The organism is Moraxella lacunata (genome assembly GCF_002027545.1).
GTDB classification, from domain to species: Bacteria; Pseudomonadota; Gammaproteobacteria; order Pseudomonadales; family Moraxellaceae; genus Moraxella; species Moraxella lacunata.
On record NZ_MXAN01000044.1, the window covers coordinates 1 to 20,474 of the forward strand.

The 20,474-nt window shown below is 45.9% G+C and carries 19 protein-coding genes; 5 read left to right on the plus strand and 14 right to left on the minus strand.

Annotated elements, in window-relative coordinates; translation table 11 throughout:
- Positions 1-15: 15 nt before the first annotated feature.
- Entirely contained in the window at positions 16-651 is a 636-nt protein-coding gene (locus B5J94_RS06390) for a hypothetical protein (protein WP_079364008.1), read from the minus strand.
- Between the two features lie 174 nt (positions 652-825).
- Between B5J94_RS06390 and B5J94_RS06395 the strand changes: the two genes are divergently transcribed.
- Positions 826-2,064, plus strand: a complete 1,239-nt coding sequence (locus B5J94_RS06395; protein WP_062498454.1) for a lipoprotein-releasing ABC transporter permease subunit — start codon at positions 826-828, stop codon at positions 2,062-2,064.
- A gap of 9 nt (positions 2,065-2,073) precedes the next feature.
- Positions 2,074-2,754, plus strand: coding sequence for a lipoprotein-releasing ABC transporter ATP-binding protein LolD (gene lolD / locus B5J94_RS06400; protein WP_062498455.1), 681 nt, complete (start codon positions 2,074-2,076; stop codon positions 2,752-2,754).
- An 80-nt stretch (positions 2,755-2,834) separates the two neighbouring features.
- Here the strand turns inward: lolD and B5J94_RS06405 are convergent, their stop codons facing one another.
- From B5J94_RS06405 to B5J94_RS06415, 3 genes are all read right to left on the minus strand, one after another.
- Entirely contained in the window at positions 2,835-4,043 is a 1,209-nt protein-coding gene (locus tag B5J94_RS06405; RefSeq protein ID WP_062498456.1) for an alpha-hydroxy acid oxidase, read from the minus strand.
- A gap of 128 nt (positions 4,044-4,171) precedes the next feature.
- A complete protein-coding gene (locus B5J94_RS06410) occupies positions 4,172-5,932 on the minus strand; it encodes an L-lactate permease (protein WP_062498457.1) in 1,761 nt (586 codons plus the stop codon).
- A gap of 324 nt (positions 5,933-6,256) precedes the next feature.
- A complete protein-coding gene (locus B5J94_RS06415) occupies positions 6,257-6,676 on the minus strand; it encodes a hypothetical protein (RefSeq protein WP_062498458.1) in 420 nt (139 codons plus the stop codon).
- A 167-nt stretch (positions 6,677-6,843) separates the two neighbouring features.
- On the opposite strand from B5J94_RS06415, the gene mtgA reads away from it, so the two are divergent.
- A complete protein-coding gene (gene mtgA / locus B5J94_RS06420) occupies positions 6,844-7,515 on the plus strand; it encodes a monofunctional biosynthetic peptidoglycan transglycosylase (protein ID WP_062498469.1) in 672 nt (223 codons plus the stop codon).
- Position 7,516: 1 nt separating this feature from the next.
- On the opposite strand, the gene trmB is transcribed toward mtgA, so the two are convergent.
- Positions 7,517-8,359 carry a tRNA (guanosine(46)-N7)-methyltransferase TrmB gene (gene trmB / locus B5J94_RS06425; RefSeq protein WP_062498459.1) on the minus strand — a complete coding sequence of 281 codons (843 nt, stop codon included), beginning with the start codon at positions 8,357-8,359 and terminating at the stop codon, positions 7,517-7,519.
- Between the two features lie 69 nt (positions 8,360-8,428).
- Here trmB and B5J94_RS06430 point away from each other — a divergent pair, with 69 nt between their 5' ends.
- A complete protein-coding gene (locus tag B5J94_RS06430) occupies positions 8,429-9,361 on the plus strand; it encodes a DUF2628 domain-containing protein (protein WP_062498460.1) in 933 nt (310 codons plus the stop codon).
- A 2-nt stretch (positions 9,362-9,363) separates the two neighbouring features.
- On the opposite strand, the gene B5J94_RS06435 is transcribed toward B5J94_RS06430, so the two are convergent.
- The 5 genes from B5J94_RS06435 to glmM form a co-directional block, all read right to left on the minus strand.
- Entirely contained in the window at positions 9,364-10,203 is an 840-nt protein-coding gene (locus B5J94_RS06435) for a metallophosphoesterase (protein ID WP_062498461.1), read from the minus strand.
- A 2-nt stretch (positions 10,204-10,205) separates the two neighbouring features.
- Positions 10,206-10,859, minus strand: a complete 654-nt coding sequence (gene pdxH, locus B5J94_RS06440) for a pyridoxamine 5'-phosphate oxidase (protein WP_062498462.1) — start codon at positions 10,857-10,859, stop codon at positions 10,206-10,208.
- Between the two features lie 174 nt (positions 10,860-11,033).
- Positions 11,034-11,393, minus strand: coding sequence for a hypothetical protein (locus B5J94_RS06445; protein WP_062498463.1), 360 nt, complete (start codon positions 11,391-11,393; stop codon positions 11,034-11,036).
- Positions 11,390-11,638, minus strand: a complete 249-nt coding sequence (locus B5J94_RS06450) for a hypothetical protein (protein WP_062498464.1) — start codon at positions 11,636-11,638, stop codon at positions 11,390-11,392. Before B5J94_RS06450 ends, B5J94_RS06445 begins: the two co-directional genes overlap by 4 nt.
- Before the next feature lie 377 nt (positions 11,639-12,015).
- On the minus strand, positions 12,016-13,371 hold the full coding sequence (gene glmM, locus B5J94_RS06455; protein WP_062498465.1) for a phosphoglucosamine mutase: 1,356 nt from the start codon (positions 13,369-13,371) through the stop codon (positions 12,016-12,018).
- A gap of 318 nt (positions 13,372-13,689) precedes the next feature.
- Between glmM and B5J94_RS06460 the strand changes: the two genes are divergently transcribed.
- Entirely contained in the window at positions 13,690-16,653 is a 2,964-nt protein-coding gene (locus B5J94_RS06460) for an insulinase family protein (protein ID WP_062498466.1), read from the plus strand.
- Between the two features lie 52 nt (positions 16,654-16,705).
- Here the strand turns inward: B5J94_RS06460 and trpC are convergent, their stop codons facing one another.
- From trpC to rpiA, 4 genes are all read right to left on the minus strand, one after another.
- Complete coding sequence (gene trpC, locus B5J94_RS06465) at positions 16,706-17,524, minus strand: indole-3-glycerol phosphate synthase TrpC (RefSeq protein WP_062498467.1); 819 nt, start codon at positions 17,522-17,524, stop codon at positions 16,706-16,708.
- Between the two features lie 104 nt (positions 17,525-17,628).
- Complete coding sequence (trpD, locus tag B5J94_RS06470; protein ID WP_062498468.1) at positions 17,629-18,690, minus strand: anthranilate phosphoribosyltransferase; 1,062 nt, start codon at positions 18,688-18,690, stop codon at positions 17,629-17,631.
- Positions 18,691-18,924: 234 nt separating this feature from the next.
- Positions 18,925-19,548 carry an anthranilate synthase component II gene (locus B5J94_RS06475; RefSeq protein WP_062498470.1) on the minus strand — a complete coding sequence of 208 codons (624 nt, stop codon included), beginning with the start codon at positions 19,546-19,548 and terminating at the stop codon, positions 18,925-18,927.
- 26 nt (positions 19,549-19,574) lie between these two features.
- Positions 19,575-20,267, minus strand: coding sequence for a ribose-5-phosphate isomerase RpiA (gene rpiA, locus B5J94_RS06480; RefSeq protein WP_062498471.1), 693 nt, complete (start codon positions 20,265-20,267; stop codon positions 19,575-19,577).
- Positions 20,268-20,474 lie beyond the last annotated feature (207 nt).

A 20,474-nucleotide genomic window follows, 5' to 3' on the forward strand; every position in this document is an offset into this window, starting at 1 on the left:
CTTTTGGGGTGCGGTTCAGGGCGTCCATGTTTTTATTTGTTCATCAATGTCATCAGGCACCACACCGCCATTATCTGCCACGATGTCATTAAAGGCACGATGATAACGAATGGCTTTGGGATTTTTGACCAATAGCGTCTCATCTTTGTTGCTTGGCTCAATGTTATACGCCCATGCACTAAAATTGGCAAAGTAGTTTTTGGGGGTTTTGTACTCATGGCGGTTGATGGCGTAGAGTTGGTCAAAGGCATAGACGGTTGTGCCATCAGCGGTTCTAAGGCGTAAAATGGCGTCAGCGGTACGCTCACAGCGAATCACTCGCTCAATCTGACAGTTCACGCCATAAGGGCTATGCACCGCAGGGTAGGCGTTGATAAAGGCGGTGGGCTTGCCGTTATCCATGGCAAGGATTTGCTTGATGTGACAAGGGGTGTCTTGTCCGAGCAAAAGGGTCTTATGGTCGGTACGCCCCACGGTCAAACCAGCGGGCAGAGTGGCGGTCTCCAACATGGCTTGGAGCCAATCTGGCACGTCATCGGCAATGTTATTGGTTAAAATTGCCCAATGGTCGCCATGCCCTGCATTTTTGTCACAAGGCAAGTCTATCTTTTGGGGTGGTACTTCATGTTTATAGTCGTAGTGAATGCTCATGGGTGTTCCCTATGGATAAATATGTCATCTTTAATAAGGGAGAATTTTAAAAAATCAAGTCATCTTATCTGGCTGATTTTCATAAAATTTTATCATCATAAATGACAAAATCCCCAAAAGCACGCCAAAATGGTGTAAACTATGGCGTCAAATTTTAAAAGGCAATTCCTATTTATGTTTCGTCCCCTTGCTTTATTTATCGGACTAAGATACACCCGAGCCGAGCGTAAAAACGGCTTTATCTCCTTTATCTCGCTCATCTCAATGATTGGGCTGACCCTTGGCGTGGCGGTACTCATCACGGTTTTATCGGTGATGAATGGCTTTGATAGAGAGTTAAAAACCCGCATTTTGGGCATGGTGTCACAGGCAAATGTCAGCTCTTATGAGATCATGCCTGATTGGCAAACACTTGCCAAAAAGATTGAAGAGAATGACAAAAATGTCGTGGCAACTGCTCCGTTTATTGGATTGCAAGGCATGCTGACCGCTCATGGACAGGTGGCGGGCATTATGGTAACAGGCATTGAACCTGAGCATGAGACGAAGGTCTCCATCATTGGCGAGCATATGGTGCAAGGCGACATCCATGCCCTAAAAGCGGGCGAATTTGGCATTGTGCTGGGTGAGAGCATGGTGCGTTCTATGGGGCTTACCATAGGGGATAAGATCACGTTGGTGCTGCCCGAAGCATCGGTATCGGCGGCGGGTGTCGTCCCTAGATTTAAGCGGTTTACCTTGGTGGGTGTGTTTAATATCAGCCAAGAGATAGACAATAACATGGCATATGTTGCCATGCGTGATGCAGGCGTGCTACTGCGTTTGCCCGAAGGGGCTCAGGGCATTCGCCTAAAAATGAATGATATTTTTAAAGCCCCCCAAGCAGCAGTCAAAGCCCAAAATGTCGCCCCTGAGCGTCTGATGGCAGATGATTGGACAAGTACGCATGGCAATCTGTTCTCTGCCATTCAAATGGAAAAAGCGATGATTGGGCTGTTGCTATTTTTGATTGTGGTGATTGCATCTTTTAATATCGTATCCAGCCTTGTCATGCTTGTGACGGACAAAAAATCAGACATTGCCATCTTAAAGACCTTTGGGGCAAGTCCTAAGCTCATCATGCAGGTCTTTATGGTGCAGGGCATGATTATCGGGGTCATCGGTACGGTGGCAGGGACGATTTTGGGCGTGACTTTTACGCTGACCGTCAGTCAGTTGCTGGGCTTTATTAATAATGTGTTTGGTCTGCACTTGTTTGATGCGTATTTTGTCAATTATCTGCCAACACACATTAAGGTAACGGATATTTTATTAATCACGTCGTCGTCATTTTTATTGTCATTTATCATGACCATTTATCCTGCCTTAAAAGCAGCAAAAATCCAGCCTGCCCAAACTTTGCGTTATGAATAAGGGGGTGACATGAGTATTATTTTACAGGCAAAAAACATTAGTAAAATCTATGATGAAGGTAAAATTCAAACGTCCGTGCTGACAGGGCTTGATTTAACTGTTCATCAAGGTGAGCGTATCGCCATCGTTGGTAGTAGCGGTTCGGGCAAAAGTACGCTGTTGCACTTATTGGGGGGCTTGGACATACCGACCACAGGTGAAGTGTGGCTCAAAGGCGTGTGCCTAAATCATCTGGCAGAGGCGAGACGTGGACGTATGCGTAATGAGCATTTGGGTTTTATTTATCAATTTCATCACCTTTTGGCGGAGTTTAATGCGACCGAAAATGTTGCCATGCCCTTGCTTATGCGTGCTGATGTGAGCATTAATGAAGCAAGAAGTAGGGCGAATGAACTGCTTGACCGTGTTGGTCTATCGCACCGTACTCACCACCGCCCAAGCGAGCTGTCAGGGGGTGAGCGTCAGCGTGTGGCGATTGCTCGGGCATTGGTTACACGTCCTAGTCTGGTGCTGGCTGATGAGCCAACGGGCAACCTAGACGATGATAATGCCTTAGCGGTATTTGAACTGCTCTCAGAGCTACAAGACACGCTTGGCATGGCACTGCTTATGGTAACACATGATAGGGTGTTGGCGGCACGAGCTGATAGAGTGCTACACATGAAAAGTGGAACATGGGCAGAGTTTTGATGGGATTGTTACATAAAATATAGAAATATAGAATATATGTCAAAAAACCACGCCCTAAGACGTGGTTTTGTGTTCTTTTCTTACCAACGAATTGGAATGATGTGTGGATTGCTGGCTTTAAGATTTTCGTAAGTGCCTTTGATAAAGATGTCTTCATTGACCGTACTGATGTTAGTATGACCGCAAAAAGCCATGGTAATGTCGCATTCTTTGTAGATAATCTCTAAGGCACGGCGAACACCATCTTCGCCATACGCCCCCAAACCATATAGGAATGAGCGACCTATCATCGTGCCTTTTGCTCCCAGTGCGATGGCTTTTAGTACGTCTTGACCTGAACGGATGCCACTGTCTAGCCAAATTTCACATTTTGAATTTTCCGCTTGTACCGCTTGCACGCAATCAGCAAGACTGGCGATGGAGCTTGGTGCCCCATCTAACTGACGACCACCGTGATTGGAGATGACCATGGCATCTGCCCCTGACCTGGCAGCCAAAATGGCATCTTCTGGCTCCATGATGCCTTTGATGATAAGTGGCCCGCCCCATAACTCTTTGATGCGAGCGACATCATCCCAGTTAAGACGAGGGTCAAACTGCTCTGCTGTCCATGATGATAGGCTAGATAAGTCGCCCACACCCTCGGCATGACCGACGATGTTGCGAAAGGTATGGCGTTTGGTGCCAAGCATATTAAAGCACCATTCAGGCTTAGTCATCAGATTGATGATGTTGGTTAGGGTGGGCTTAGGCGGTGCAGACAGTCCATTTTTGATGTCTTTGTGGCGTTGTCCCAGTACTTGCAAATCAGCAGTTAGGATAAGGGCAGAGCATTTGGCTTCTTTGGCACGGCGAATCAGGTTTTCCATGAATTTTTTATCACGCATGACATACAGCTGAAACCAAAATGGCTTGGTGGTGTTCTCTGCCACATCTTCAATGGAGCAAATACTCATCGTTGAGAGCGAAAACGGAATGCCAAATTTTTCAGCGGCACGAGCAGCGTGAATCTCACCGTCCGCCCACATCATGCCCGTAAAGCCTGTCGGGGCGATTGCCACTGGCATATGCACGTCTTGTCCTATCATCTGTGTGGCAAGTGAGCGACCTTCCATGTCCACCAGTACACGTTGGCGTAGCTTGATGCGGTCAAAGTCAGTTTCGTTATTGCGATAGGTAGTCTGTGTCCACGAACCGCTGTCTACATAGTCGTAGAACATACGGGGTACTTTACGCTCAGCAACACGGCGTAGGTCTTCAATTTCGGTGATTTTGCTTAAATCTGCCATAAAACAGCCTTAGTTTTAAAGTTTTAAAGTTTTAAAGTTTTAAAGTTTTAAAGGTGGGTATATTTTACAATACTTTATAAAAAATAACAAAAGGGATTATAAAACCCCTTTTGTTAGATGGTAGGTTATCAGGCTCGCTCGCTCTTTTTGCCGACAACAGTCATGATGGTAAAGAAAGCAATCGCCCACAATGTTGCTGCAATCCACCACACAGGGTTAAAGATGAACGCCATGCCCACCAGACCTGCTTGTATCACATAATAACTCATGGCGATGAGCGTCTTACGGATGACCAAGCCTTCACGGTTTACTAGACCGACCACCGCACAGGCGGCGACGACGTTATGCACGCTAATCATGTTACCAGCGGCACCGCCCACGGCTTGCAAAGCGACGACTTTGGCGGCGTCATTGGCACCTAGGTCAATCTGAGCGGCAGTACTCCACTGAAAATGGCTAAACATCATGTTAGAGACGGTATTTGACCCTGCAATGAACGCCCCCAACGCCCCAATCCACGGAGCGAACAGTGGCCATGCGTCTGCAAACATGTCCGCTGCTCCTGCCGCCAGTACTTTTGGCATGGCAAGAATAGGCTCGGCAACATCAGCAGGCGTGCCAGAGTTAATAAATACCTGCACCATGGGGATGGAGAATAGTAGGGCGGGGGCGGCAGCTATCATGGTTTTGCCAGAAGCTGACCAGCTTTTTTTGATGGTATCGCCTTTCATGCCAAACAAAAAGATACAGATGATAGAGACAAGCAGTAGCACCGTTGCAGGTGAGTACAAAAGCTGTGTTTTATTGGTGATGTTAGTCTCTAAGATATTACTAAACGTAATGACGGCATTGCTGCTTAACCAGTCTTTTAATGGCTTGATGGTACGAGTGGCAATCAAGATGCAGATGACCAATAAATAAGGAGAGAATGCTTTGACAATGGAAAATTTGGCTTTTTCATTCACATCAACATTGGTGGTTGCCAGTGTGCCTTTCCAATCTTCTTCCCATGTATCACGGCTTTCAAAATCAAAGGTGTTTTTTGGGGTCAAAAAACCCATTTTGGCAGCTGGTACGACGATAGCAAGACCGACCACCGCCCCAACCAAAGAGGGCAGTTCTGGACCGACAAATTTGGCAGTCAAGTAATAAGGAATGACAAAACAAAGACCTGCAAATATAGCAAAAGGAGCGGCTTCAAAGCCTTGACGGAACGAGCGTTTTGCCCCAAAGAATTTGGTTAAAAAACAGCACAGAATTAATGGAATTAAAAAACCCACAACCGAGTGTACAAACGCAACATTTGCCCCAATCTGTACGATATAATCACCAAAGGCGATGCCTTGCTGACCAATGGCAGTACTTACATCATCTTTGTTTTCAAGACCTGAGTTCACACCAATGAGAATGGGTGTACCGACCGCACCATAGGAGACAGGAGCGGATTGAATGATGAGAATCGCCATGACGCATGCCATTGCAGGAAAGCCGAGTGCCAGCAGTAAGGGAGCACCGACCGCCGATGGCGTACCCCAACCTGTTGAACCTTCAATGAGCGAACCAAACAGCCATGCCACGATAATCATTTGTACACGGCGGTCAGGCGAGATGCCCATAAAACCTTGACGAATGGCAACGATTGCTCCGCTCTCTTTTAGGGTGTTAAGCAGTAACACCGCTGTAAAGACAATAAATAGCACATTGACAGCGGTCAGTACGCCATGAATGGTTGCAGCGGCAACCTGACTGCCAGAGGTCTGCCATACAAACAATGACAGCAAGGCGGTTGCAAAATATGCCACAGGCATGGCAATTTTGGCAGGCAATCGCATGACGACCAATAAGATAAAAACAATTAAAATTGGTAATAGTGCCAAAAAGATTAGCATATACACTCCTTTGTCTAATATAAAGACCGTACGCCCATCTGTATTGTAATTTCAGTGTTTGAAATGGTATTTATTGTTGGGTCATACAAAAAATAACAATTGCTTGCAATGTCAGTTTGGCACATCACAAAGCCCTGTTTTGATAAAATTTAGCAAAAACCACAATAAAAAATGGTTGTTTACAATAAATCTCATTAACAACTAATGAGTGAGATGCTATTTTACTCAAAAACTTATTAAAAATAAATAACTGATTTTTAAAAATAATAAAATTTTATTGTTTTTTGTGATTTAAAAAACTAATAAAAATGAAAATGTGTCTATTTATTTGATGTGTTTGTGGTGATGATTTGGCAAAAGATGAATGACATCCATGACACCAAACGGATAGCACAGCAGGCAGGTGGGGGTGATAAGTATGGGGATGAGCATGCCCAAATGGTCAATCAACTCATCACTGCCAGTCAGCTCTAACACGTGAACGGTGGGCATGTGTGGATATATGACCCGAACTTGGGTCAGTAGGGCATGACTGGCATGACACAGATGACAGCCATCCGTGCCTAAAAAATACCAATCAGCGGTAGGGTTGGATGAGTGGATGATTTGTTGGCTGTCCGAATCTGTAAATGTCGCCAATAGTAGAGCATGGAACGTGCGGTATTCGTTATGGTCTAGGCAAGTCAGGGCAAAGCGGTCATCTGTTAAGTTTTGTAAGTATTTGATAAAATTAATATTATTCATAAAAAATAATGCCCTGTGGCAAAAAATCGTGTAAAATAGGGTGTTTATTATAGCAAATACGCCCCAAGTTTATCTTATTAGTTTATTTTATGTTTAAAAAAACCACAAATACGCCATCGCAGCCCAGTCCCGACCCACAAACTCCGCCCAAACCCAAAAGACGGGGACTGGTGGCATGGCTGTGGCGATGGGTGATAGCTCCGCTATTGGTGTTGGTCATCAGTTTTCATTTGCTCATTGTAGCCATGCTCGGTGTGTGGAGCGTCTACCCTGTTGGTAATTCTATGTTTATGGTCGCTCATCGCCTATCGGGGGGCGAGGTTACACAGGTATGGGTGGATTATGATAATATCGCCAAAGCGGTCAAACAGGCAGCAGTGGTAAGTGAAGATGCTAAATTTACCACGCATAACGGTTTTGATATGGATGGCATTGAGCGTGCCATTAGGGCAAACGAAGCAGGCGGGGCGGTGTCAATGGGTGGCTCGACCATCAGCCAACAGCTTGCCAAAAATTTGTTTTTGACATCGCACCGCTCCTATATCCGTAAAGGCGAGGAGGCGATTATCACGGTGATGATGGAGCAAATGTGGGACAAACAGCGGATTTTGGAAGTGTATCTGAACGTGGCGGAATTTGGCGAGGGCATTTATGGTATTGAGACGGCGGCTCGGCATTATTATGGCAAATCTGCCAAAAACCTAAGCCGTGAGCAGTCGGCACTACTCATCAGCATGCTCCCCAATCCCAAATATTACCAAAAAAATCTCAATAACCGTCGCCTACAAAACAAAAAGCGGATTATCATGAAGCGTATGCCCAGTGCGGTATTGCCTTAGCTTACACCTTTTTATACAGCAAATCCCAAGACGCACGCCCATAGTCTGCTCCACGTTTTTCAAATTTGGTGGCAGGGCGAAAGTCGGGACGTGGCGAAAAGTTGCCATGTCCTGCCATGTTTTCAAATTGGCTCATATTATCCAAAACTTCAAGCATCCATAGGGCATAATGCTCCCAATCGGTCGCACTGTGAAAAATTCCGCCTGTTTTTAATTTGTCCGCCACTAAGGTCATGCGGTCGGTCGTTACAAAACGGCGTTTGTAGTGTCGCTTTTTTTGCCACGGATCGGGAAAATAAAGCTGTACGGTGTCTAAATGTTCATCTGGTAGGTTATTGAGCAAGGCAATCGCATCGCCATTTAGCACCTTTAAATTGGTCAGCCCCAGTTCATGAGCAAGGTAAGCGGCTCGTCCAATGCCTGGTTCGTGAACTTCTATACCGACAAAGTTACGAGCTGGCTCGGCTTGTGCCATTTCTACCAAGCTGTCGCCCATGCCAAAGCCGATTTCTAGGGTCAAGGGGGCGTTCTCGCCATTTGGTGTTTCTTTAAAAAATGCCCGCAAATCGGTGATGTTGGACACATCGCCCAATTTGCCCAAATCCTTACCGTGATTGATGATGTACGGAGCAAAGGCGGGGTCGGTCAAGGCTTGTTCGGCATACTGGCTTAGGTGCGTTCGCCGTCTCATAAAGGTGGCGATGGCGTGGCTATACTCGGTCGGTGTGCGAGATAAGTTTTGGATTTCTTGGCTGATGGTATCCCGAGAGATGTCAGGGGTTTGGCGGTCGCCCCCAACAGGGGCAAGGGGGGCTTTTGGGGTGGATTGGTCTGTGTTAGTCATGGTATATTATCTAAAAAAGGCGTAAAATAGTGCCTATTATAAAGCATTCATCGGTTAAGTACAAAATTTATGTTCCGTTTGCCATTTTTAGAAGACACAACCCCGCCCCCATTTTATTTGCCCCACTTATCCGACAAAGAGCGGATACAGCTTGATAAGTGGTTTATTGGCACACGCTCGCAAGCGTATTATTTAAAGCGATTTGGACAATTTGACAAGGCAGGCAAACTGCACGCCCGTTGGAATTGGTCGGCATTTTTCACCACGTTTGGCTGGCTGTTATACCGCAAGCGTTATCTGGATTGTGTGGTGTATTGTGTGGCAGGGTGGTCGTTCATTAAGCTTAACATCGTCATCATTTTGGCGGTGTGTGAATTTTTATTTGTGGGTAAATTGCCCGATGCCTATCAGATGTACACACGGTTCATGATAGCTGGGGCGGTGTGGCTGTTTTGGTCGGGCATGGTGGCACGCTGGGCGGACGCATATTATTATCGCATGGCACGGCGTGAGATAGCCGATGTGGTGGAGCTGTATCCTGCTGACAAAGATGCCCAAAAGGCACATTTGGCGGAGCATGGCGGGGTCAGTGTGGTGGGGCTTGGTGTGGCGTTTGCCATGTTTGGGACGTTGCTTGCGATTATTGTGTTGCAATTTGTGCCGATTATCGCCATTCAAAAAGAGCAGACGGTGATTTTTGAGAGTTATCGCAGTACCAATGCCATTGCCAAGCGAGTGGAGCTCATCTATGAGCAAACAGGTAACTGCCCTGTGGGTCTGCCCGTTACTACCGACAACCAAAGGGTGAGCGTGGAAGTGGTGGCAAGCCTGCCCTATGCCAAGACCGATTGTGCGGTGGTGGCAACGGTGTCAGGGGCAAGTTATCCGGTGCGGTATTTAAACGGTCGGCATTTGGCAATTTATCATCAAATAGATGATAATTCGTGGCGGTGTCAGACATCACTAAATAAAAAACAAACGCCAAAACGTTGTGTGGGGTAGCTTCACTCCAAACTCACAAACACCAATTCAGGACGGTTAAACAGACGTGGCACTCTCGTGCTTTCTCGTGCCAGCCCACGGCTCACGATAAACTTGGTGTTATCATCATTGGCAAATTCATACAATCCGCCTGCATATTTGGGGAATAGCCCTTGATTGGGAGCGTACACGCCATTGATGACAAACGGCACTCGCCATTGTCCGCCATGAGCATGACCTGCCATGATGATATCAAAAGGGTAATTTAGATACGTGTCAATATGCTCGGGGCGGTGGGTTAATAGAATATGGACGTGATTTTTAGTATCATTATTTAAATTATCCGTTACTGTTTTTAAATCCTTATCAAACGCTCCGCCGTCTGGGTCAGATATACCATGAATGACGACATTGGTATTTGGCACGGATATACTTTTGCCATGAATGATTGATACACCATGAGTGTGAATTTTAGCCATGACTTTATTATAATCTGCACGGCTTAGCCAATTTTCATGATTGCCGTCCACATAATAGGTGGGGGCAATATCGGGTAATTGGCTTAATAATTCATCGGCATTATCAAAAGGCATTTGGTCATCATAAATATCTCCGCCCAATAATATCACATCGGGCTGTTTTTGTTTTAAAATATCTATTAACCATTTTTGATTATCGCCATAATAACAAGCGTGCAAATCGGTAATTAGGGCGATGTTTAATATTTTATCACTTTGATAGCCAATTTTGTCAAATTTATAATCCACAACCTTTAATAAATTGCTATAAATAATAATGGCAACCAAAATGGATAAAGCGATGACTATTCTTATCATCGCTTTTTTATATTTGTTAAAAAACATTATCACGGCAATATCCGCTCACGCTCCCAACTCTTATCGCCCTTATGATAGACAATGCGGTCATGCATACGGTTGGCTCGCCCTTGCCAAAATTCTATTTTATCCACCAATAGGCAATATCCGCCCCAAAATTCGGGTTTGGGGATATGCTCGCCAAACTGCTCGGATAATTTAGCAAAATCACTCTCCATAATTTCACGGCTAGCTACCACGCCACTTTGGGGGCGACTGACCCACGCCGATAATTGGCTGTCTTTTGGGCGGGAATGGTAGTAAGTCTCCGATTTATCATCAGATAATTTGACCACACGCCCAGACGCTCGCACTTGGCGTTCTAGCGTATGCCAAAAAAACAAGGCTTCGGCAAAGGGGTTGTCCGCCAAATCCTGCCCTTTGTCGCTGTCATAATTGGTATAAAAAATCATCTGAATGTCGTCATCATTAGGGACAATCTCACGCATGAGCAAGGTACGCACGGACGGACGCATATCCGCCCCACAGGTGGCAAGGCTAAATGCATAGGCTTCGCCAATTTGCTCGGATATGGCTTCGTTTATCCATTTTTGGAGTAATGGATAAGGGGTGTTGCCAATGTTTTTTTCAATCAGTTCGTCTTTTTCATAGGACAGACGACTGGCACTAAAATCAATTCCCATAGTGATTACCTTTGGTTGATTATTAAAATTTCGGCATTGTTAATCAACAACACCTTTGGATAGATTTGTAGGGGCAAATTGCAATTTACCTTATATAAATATTATTTTTTGGGCGAATGTCATTCGCCCCTACACACTCATATTGCAAAATCACCTTGGTTGAATAATACCAATTTATAATTTATCTATACTTGGCAATTCAAAAGGCGGATGCGAACTGATACTCACCAGTACAATTTTATCATCAAAGCGTTGATAATGTAAAATGTATTCGCTTGTCATATCGCCAAACTCGCCCACATAATTAGGTATGCCGATATGATAATGCCAAAGACAGTATTTTTGGGCATAATCAAAATTAGCTCGTTCTTTTTTGGTATGGGGATTGGTTGGAATAGATGATTTATTACGACCTTGCAGACCATGCAAGCCGTGTTGTTGAACTTGTTGGACAAATAGAGCGATTTTTATACGGTCTGCGTGTGAAAGTAGAGCAAGTTGTTCGTCAAAGGCAAGACTTGTTTCCACTTTCATCTTGCACCACCCAGCCAATCTGCCAACTGTTCTACGCTGTCAAAATGAGGCACAGGGGTAGAACCGCTTTTGATTGATTTATCCAATTTCTTAATATCAAAATGATGTTGATAAAACCAATCATAATAAGCGTCTTCATCATCTTTGGCAAAAGTGGATATAAGCAATTCATCAACCGTCATACCTGCTTGTTCGGCTCTGGCGGTAATTAGCTCTATGGTGGTTGGGGGTAGGTCTAATATCATGGATTTTCTCTTTTTAACTATTAAAATGATATTTTTATTTGCAGTATTGTAGAGTGCGTGATATGCACCTTACCAATTAGTATATTTTGAAGTTAAATCATTATAAAATACCATTGTTAAATCACAAATGTTTTAAAATTAGATATAGCCAACAAACTTGATATTTACCACAGTATTTGTAGGGACGTGCTGAGACACCACTTTTTATAGGCGTGCACAGCACGCCCCTACACTCAAACGTCATTACACTTGTGTTAATTTTAAAGTTTCTTGGGTGTATACAGGAGCGAATTGCAATTCGCCCTTGTGTTAAATTTACCATAGGGCAAATTCAATTTACCCTACACACCCATTTCAAATTGTCTATGATTTAAAAATCACCCCAGCACCGCCTTTACCTTGTCCGCCAATGATGTTGCCAATGTTTGTGCCGTATCGCCATTTTGGGCTTCAACCATGACCCGAATCACAGGCTCGGTGCCTGATTTACGAATTAATAGTCGCCCTGTGTCGCCAAGCTCGCTCTCGGCTTGGGCGAAGGCGGATTTTAGCTCGTCATTGTCATAAGGGTCGCTCATTTTGGCTAGGCGGACATTGATGAGCGTTTGGGGATATGGGGTATAACCCTTTGTTAAATCGGATAATTTTCCGCCTTTTTTGACCAAAATCGCCAGCACCTGCAAGCCTGCTACAATGGCGTCCCCTGTGCGTGATTTATCAAGGCAAAGAATATGCCCCGATGACTCTCCGCCAATGGTGTAGCCGTGTTTTTCTAGCTCCTGCATGACATAGCGGTCGCCCACTTTGGCACGGATAAAGTGGGTGCCTTGATTTTTAAGCAAGTTTTCAAGTGCCATGTTGCTCATGAGCGTGCCGACCACGCCTTTTGGGGTTTCGTCTGCCCCATTGGCAAGAATGTACAAAATGCTGTCGCCGTCCAAAATTTGTCCGTTTTCATCCACCATAACAATGCGGTCGCCGTCGCCGTCTAGGGCAATGCCTAAGTCTGCTTTGTGTTCCAATACCAATTTTTGCAAGGTTTCGGGGTGGGTTGAACCACAGTTGTCGTTGATGTTGGTGCCGTTTGGCGTGTTGGCGTGGGCGATGACGGTTGCCCCAAGCTCACGCAAGACCCGTGGGGCAACGCTGTACCCTGATCCGTTGGCACAGTCAAGGGCGATGGTTAGCCCACGCAGGTCGTATTGGTAGGGGAACGAGCCTTTGCAGTACTCAATATAACGCCCCTTAGCGTCATCAATGCGGTAGCTTTTGCCAAGCTCGGTGGGGTAGTGTTCAAGGCGTGAGAGCGTGTCGTCATGTATCATCTCGTCCAATTTGGCGTTAATGGCGGATTGGGTGTCGTCTGAGATTTTTTTGCCTTCGCCTGAGAAGAATTTTACGCCATTGTCGCCATAAGGGTTGTGGCTTGCTGAGATGACCACGCCCATGTCGGCATGAAAACTTCTTGCCAAATGAGCAATGGCAGGTGTTGGCAAGGGTCCAAGCAAATGCACGTCCACGCCTGCCGAGTTAAATCCTGCTTGCAAGGCGGATTCAATCACATAGCCCGACAGACGAGTGTCTTTGCCAATAACCACGCTGGGTCGTCTGTCTGTCGTGTTTTGGGCGGTCAAAACCTGCCCTGTGGCATAACCCAATCTTAGTAGAAAATCAGGGGTAATGGGAAATTGTCCAAATGCCCCACGAATGCCGTCTGTACCGAAGTAGCTCATGATGATTGCCTTTTTAAAATTAAAAAATGATAACTTCATTCTCAACTTAAAATGGTAGCTTGTTGATTGTTCAATAACCATTTTTGGGTTGTAGGGGCGAATCGCTATTCGCCCTTGATAAATCAACCACTTATATAAAGTTGAGAATGGGGTAAAATTATAAGAAAAGATAACCCTAAGTATACCGCCAAATTAGTCCTTGTTCAACGTCTTTTCGGTTAATCATAAAAACAAGAATTTTTATCAAAATTTACAAAAGCCTTGTTTAAATTGCAAATTTTTGCCACAATATAGCATTTTTTCATCACGGAACCATTCATGACAACATTTAACCTACACCCTGCCTTTACCCTAAAATCCCAGCACCACATAGAAGCTCTTGACATTACGGTGCTACTTTGTGAGCATACCGCCACAGGGGCGACCCATTATCATCTGGCGTGTGATAATGACGAAAACGCCTTGATGATTGGCTTTGCCACTCAGCCCATGACTTCTCGTGGCGAAGCTCATATTCTAGAACACGTTGTGTTGTGCGGTTCACAAAAATACCCCGTACGAGACCCGTTTTTTAGCATGATTAAGCGGTCATTGCAGACTTTTATGAACGCCATGACGGCAAGTGATTGGACGGTGTATCCCTTTGCCAGTCAAAACAAAAACGATTATTTTAACTTATTATCCGTCTATCTTGATGCGGTGTTTTTCCCCAACATTCACGAGCTAGACTTTGCCCAAGAAGGCATTCGTTTGGAGCTTGATGAACAGGGCAAACCTGAATATCACGGCATTGTCTTTAATGAGATGAAAGGGGCGATGAGTGGCGAGATTGACCAGCTTTACTACGCTTTGGCACCGCACCTGTATCCGGCCACGACTTATCATTATAATTCAGGGGGCGACCCAAAAGAGATTGTCAAGCTCACCCATGCTGATTTGGTCAATTTTCACAAGGCTCATTATCACCCGTCCAATGCCATTATCATGAGTTTTGGCGACATTGACGTGGCGGACATTCAAGCGCGCCTGCACGATGATGCCCTAGTGCGTTTTGATGACAACGAAAAGCCGTCTCGTGGCAAAAAGTTCGTCTCCATGACCGAGACTCGCCTAAGCACACCAACCCAAGTTTATGACACTTATACCGCCGACGTGAGTGGCGAGAAAATGACCCATAACGTGCTAGCGTGGCTACTGCCAAGCATTACCGACCCCAAAGAGCGTTTGGCACTTCGCCTTATGGAAGGGGTGCTGATAGAACACGCAGGTTCACCCCTAAGAGCGTATCTTGACAGCTCGCCACTTGGCACGTCTGCAAGTCCGCTTTTAGGTCTAGATGACAGCCATTATGAAATGGCGTTTTATGCAGGCGTGCGTGGCTCGGAGCGTGAACTTGCCGATGACGTGGAAAACGGCATTTTGGAGCTACTTCGTTCTGTGGCGGAAAACCCCATTGATAATGAAACCATACAGACCATTTTACATCAGATAGAGTTAGACCAACGCCACATCGGGGGCGACAGTATGCCTTATGGCTTGACGCTCATGCTTGAAGGGTTTGGCACGGCACTGCATGGCGGTAATCCTGTGGATATGTGGGAGATTGATGAGCATTTGTCGTGGCTGTCCGAGCAGGTCAAAGAGCCAAACTGGGTGCAAAATCTCATCAAAACGCACCTAATTGACAACCCACACCGAGTTCGCTTGACCCTATCGCCTGATAAAGACAAAGCCCAACGCCTGATAGATGACGAAAAGGCAAGTTTGGATAAGCTAAATGCCACGTTAAGCGATGACGATAAAGCGGTCATTCGCCAAAAATCTGCCGAACTTGCCACACGCCAAGCTCTGATAGATGACGTGGATATTTTGCCAAAAGTGGGGCTAGATGACATTCCCCAAGCGATAAAATTCGCCCACGCCAACAAACAGCCGATAATCATTGGGCAAGACGAACGCAAACTCTACGAGTACCATGCAGGCACCAATGGGCTGTATTATTATCAAGTGGTGCTTGATTTAAATGATAATTTAGATATTTTAAATAATCCGATATTGCCTTTATATTTGGGGCTGTTGTCCGAATTAGGTACGAACAACTATGACGCACGCACGTTCCAAGCGGTACAAGCGTCCGTCTCATCAGGCGTTACCGCTCGCATTTCACAGCGTACCGACCGCCATGATAAGGATAAAATGACAAGCTATCTCGTGCTGGCGACCCGTGCCTTAGCCCGTAAGCCTGAGGCGGTGGAGCTGGTGAGCGACGTGCTAAACAACACCATTTTCACCGAAACCGACCGCATGAGTGAGCTGTTACAGCAAAAACAAGCGTCTTGGCAATCACGCCTATCAGCAAGCGGACACAGCTACGCCATTCAGACCGCCAGTCGGAGCATGAGCAAATTATCATCGCTAGAATACCGTTATTCGGGCTTACCTGCCCTGTCGGCATTAAAGGCGTTTTTAAAGCAAAGCGAAACCGACCAAGCGGTTTGGCAAACGCTATCAGCACGCCTAGCCCAAATCCATGAGCAAGTACAAAACCTGCCCCAAGACGTGGTTTTGGTGTGTGAGGCGGACAAGGCGGATGAGTTAAAGGCGGTGATAAAAGACGTGCTAAATACACCGCATAAGCCTGCCAAATCGCCTGTCGTGGCACATGATATACTGGCATTTGATGAGCTTGCCAAGAGTGATGATAATAAAGACATCGCATGGCTTATCGCAACCAACGTCTATCATAATGCTACTGCCTACCCTGCGACCACATCGGGGCATGAGGATACGCCTGCCTTGACGGTACTGGCTCCATTTTTAAGAAATGGCTATCTGCATTCGGCAATCCGTGAAAAAGGCGGGGCATATGGCGGTGGGGCAAGTTTTGATGCCAATTCGGCAAGTTTTCGCTTTTATAGCTACCGCGACCCGCACTGTGTGGCGACTTTTCTTCATTTTGAAAAGAGCATTGACTGGCTACTGGACAATGACCATGATGCTGATAAGTTAGAAGAGGCGATTTTGGGGATTATCGGTGGCATGGACAAACCTGCATCCCCAGCAGGCGAGGCGGTCAAGGCGTGTTTTAGCGAGCTACACGGTCGCACCAAAGAAATGCAAGAAGCCATACGAGCCAAGCTCTTAGCGGTAACGATAGACGACCTAAAACGAGTGGCACGCACTTATCTAAAAGATAAGCCCCATGTCAAGGCAAGCCTTGCTCCACTTGAAAAAGAAAGTCAAATGGCAGAGCTTGGGTTTGATTGTCATAAGATTGGTTAAAGTTAATGAAAAACCCCATGCCGTGGGTGTGGGGTTTTGGTTTGTGTATTATTTATACGCTTTTTAACAGATTTTGTAACGCAAGCCCTGCATTATCCGTTTTCATAAATTGCTCACCGATAAGGAAATGATGAATGCCATGCGACTGCATGAGATGTACATCGTCCGCCCCATGAATACCACTTTCACTCACGATAAGAGCGTCATCGCCCACATTTTCACGCAAGGTCTTGGCAAGGCGAATGGACGTGTTCAAATCCACATCAAAGGTATTTAGATTGCGGTTATTGATGCCATAAATGTTGTGGGCGGATTTGGGCAATTTTAACGCACGAGCTAGCTCATCTTCATCATGAATCTCAATCAGCACGTCCATGCCAAGTTCTATCGCCACCTTGTGCAACTGTGCCACCGTCTCATCATCAAGGCACGCCATGATGAACAAAATACAATCCGCCCCGAGCGTGCGACTTTCATAAATGTGGTACTCGTCCACCATAAAATCTTTACGCAAGGCAGGCAAATTGCAAGCATTTTTGGCTTGGATAAGATGGTCATCATGTCCCAAAAAATACTCACGGTCGGTCAAAACAGACAGACAAGTCGCCCCTGCCGTCTCGTAGCCTTGGGCGGTGGCAATGGGGTTAAAATTTTGACAAATCACGCCTTTGGACGGACTTGCCTTTTTTATCTCGCTAATCACACCAATCTTGCCTTGCTCCACCGCTCGTAGGGCTTTGGCAAACCCACGCACGGCAGGGGCGGATTTGGCTTTTTGTTTTAACTCGTCAAGGCTGATTTGAGTGCGAGCTTGGGCGATTTCTTGGTGTTTGGTGGCGACAATTTTTTGTAAAATGGTGGGGGTGGACATGGTTTTTCCTTTTAAAATTTTTTAAATTTGAAAATATAATTTGGGCAAATTGCAATTCGCCCCTACATTGAAAATCTTTAAATGTACGTTTGGATAATAAAAAATCAATGATTAAACGTTTGGGTAAATACCACAAATTCCTGCATTTTTTGCCATGCCTTACCACTTGCTAGGACTTGTTTGGCAAGGGCGACACCGTCTTTAAAGCTGTCTGACACCCCTGACAGATACAGGCTTGCCCCTGCATTTAGGGCGATAATATCGCACGCCTTTTGGGTGCGTGGGTCGGTTTGCCCTTGTAGGGCGGATTTGATAAGGTCAAAACTTTCATCAGACGAGCCAACCGACAAGCCGTCAAGCGACTGCATGGCAATGCCGACATCGGTGGGGGCGATTTTAAAGGTGGTTACCTTGCCGTCCTTGTATTCGGAGATGGTTGTGGGTGTGGCAAGGCTTATCTCGTCCAAGCCGTCATCAGAATGCACGACCCACACATGGCGACTGCCAAGTTTGCCCATGACGTGAGCGAGTTTTTCGCACAACGCCACATCGTACACCCCAAGCAAGGTATTTGGAGCGGACGCAGGGTTAGTCAAAGGTCCCAAGATATTAAAAATCGTCCGCACCTTCAACGCCCCACGCACCGTCTTAGCATGGCGCATGGCAGGGTGATGATTGGGGGCGAACATAAAGCACACCCCTGTATTTTTGGCACAGTCGGCAACTTGACTTGGGCCAAGGGCAAGGTTTGTGCCTGCACTTGTGAGCAAATCGGACGCACCTGAACGGCTTGACACGCCTGTGCTACCGTGCTTGGCGACCACACCGCCACAGACCGCCACCACGAACATGGATGCTGTGGATACGTTAAATAAATTCGCTCCATCTCCGCCCGTTCCCACGATATCCACCGCATTATCCACGCCCAAATTAACGGCATTGGCAAACGACCGCATGACCCGAGTAGAAATGGCAATCTCGTCCACCGTCTCACCCTTGATACGCCAAGCCGTGATAATGGCGGACAGTAGCACATCGGGGCATTTGCCCGTCATGATAAGGGTCATGAGCGTGGCGGTGTCGTCATCGCTTAGGTTTTCGCCATTGATTAGGGTGTTTAGGGTGCGTACCAAAAAAGCGTGAATGTCGTGGTCATTGTCTAACATGGATTTCCTTTTAAATTTTTTTTGGGTTAATTTATCATCTGTTGGACGGTTTTGTAGGGGTAATTTATTCGCCTAAATTTGTGTATTATCATAGGGCAAATTGCAATTTATCCCCTACAATGCCATTTTTAAATAGACTTCTTTCCAAACCCCGATTTTTGTGGATTTTTAAAAACTTCAACCCCAATACTTATAAAGGTTTATTTTTAGTTTGGAAAGAGATTTAATAAACAATCACGCCACCGTTGGCAAATTTTCATCATCTAACACGGCAAGCCCACAGCGTTTTAAAAAGTTGTTAAAAAGCTGATAGCCATGCTCGCTTAAAATGGATTCTGGATGAAACTGCACGCCTTCAATGTCCAGCTTTTTATGGCGAACGCCCATAATCTCGCCCATAGAGCCGTCCGCATTTTGTGTCCAAGCGGTGATTTCTAGGCACTCAGGCAATGTGGCTTTATCAATGACAAGCGAATGATACCGCACCACTGATACAGGGTTTGGTAAGCCATGAAACACGCCTACATCATTATGATGCACGTCCGACAGCCGTCCGTGCATAACCTCGCCTGCTCGCACGACATCACCACCAAAGGCTTGCCCAATGGCTTGATGACCTAAGCACACGCCCAAAATGGGAATCTGTCCACCAAAATGCGTCAAAATCGGCACCGTAACCCCCGCTTCGGTTGGCGTACAAGGGCCAGGCCCTAGGATAATGGCTTGTGGGGCAAGGTCGGTTATCTCATCAAGGGTAATTTCGTTGTTGCGTTTTACCACAATGTCCTGCCTTAATTCGCCAAAATACTGAACAATGTTGTAAGTAAAACTGCAATAGTTATCTATCATTAAGAGCATGTCAAATCCTTATTTTTTTATTTGTCTTATCTTGCTGTCTTGTCAAATTTGACTGTACTTATGCCATCATCGCCTGCTTTTAGCATGACGTGAGCTGACTGACTGGCAAAAATGCCGTTACACACCACGCCCACGATGTTGTTTAGGGTGCTCTCTAGCTCGGCAGGGTCTTTGATGTCCAAATCATAGGTATCCAAAATCACATTGCCATAATCAGTGACAAATCCTTCCCGATACACAGGCTCGCCCCCGAGCTTGACCAGTTCACGAGCCACATAAGAGCGGGCTTGGGGCAACACTTCCACCGCCACGGGGAATTTGCCCAGTTTGGCGACTGTTTTGGAGTCATCCACCATGCACACAAAGCGTTTGGACGCTGCCGCCACGATTTTTTCACGGGTCAATGCTCCGCCACCGCCTTTTATCATGTTGCCGTGAGCGTCTATCTCGTCCGCCCCATCAATGTACAAATCAAGCTCGCCCACCGTATTTAAATCAAAAATCTCAATGCCCAAGGCTTTTAATTTATCTTCGGTAACTTTTGAGCTTGCCACTGCCCCTTTTAGGCGAACCTGTGGCAACAGCTCAATCAAGCAGTTTACCGTACTGCCTGTGCCCACGCCCAAAATCATGCCGTCTTCGATGTAGGCAAGGGCGGATTTGGCAACGGCTTGTTTTTGGGCAAGTTTGGGGTCGGTGTGGGCTTGGGTGTTAGACATGATGATTCTCATAAAAATTTGGGGTTATTTTACGCTAAATTTAGCAAAAAATAAATAACTGACCCATAGACAGAATGTGACTGGTGAAGTTTTTTCAATAAAAATAAGTATAAAAAGCCTGACGAGTGAATGACGAGTGTTTGACTAAATTAAGCATGCAAGAATGGTAAAACCAAATCCCCCAAAATTGCCACCCACCCCAACTTA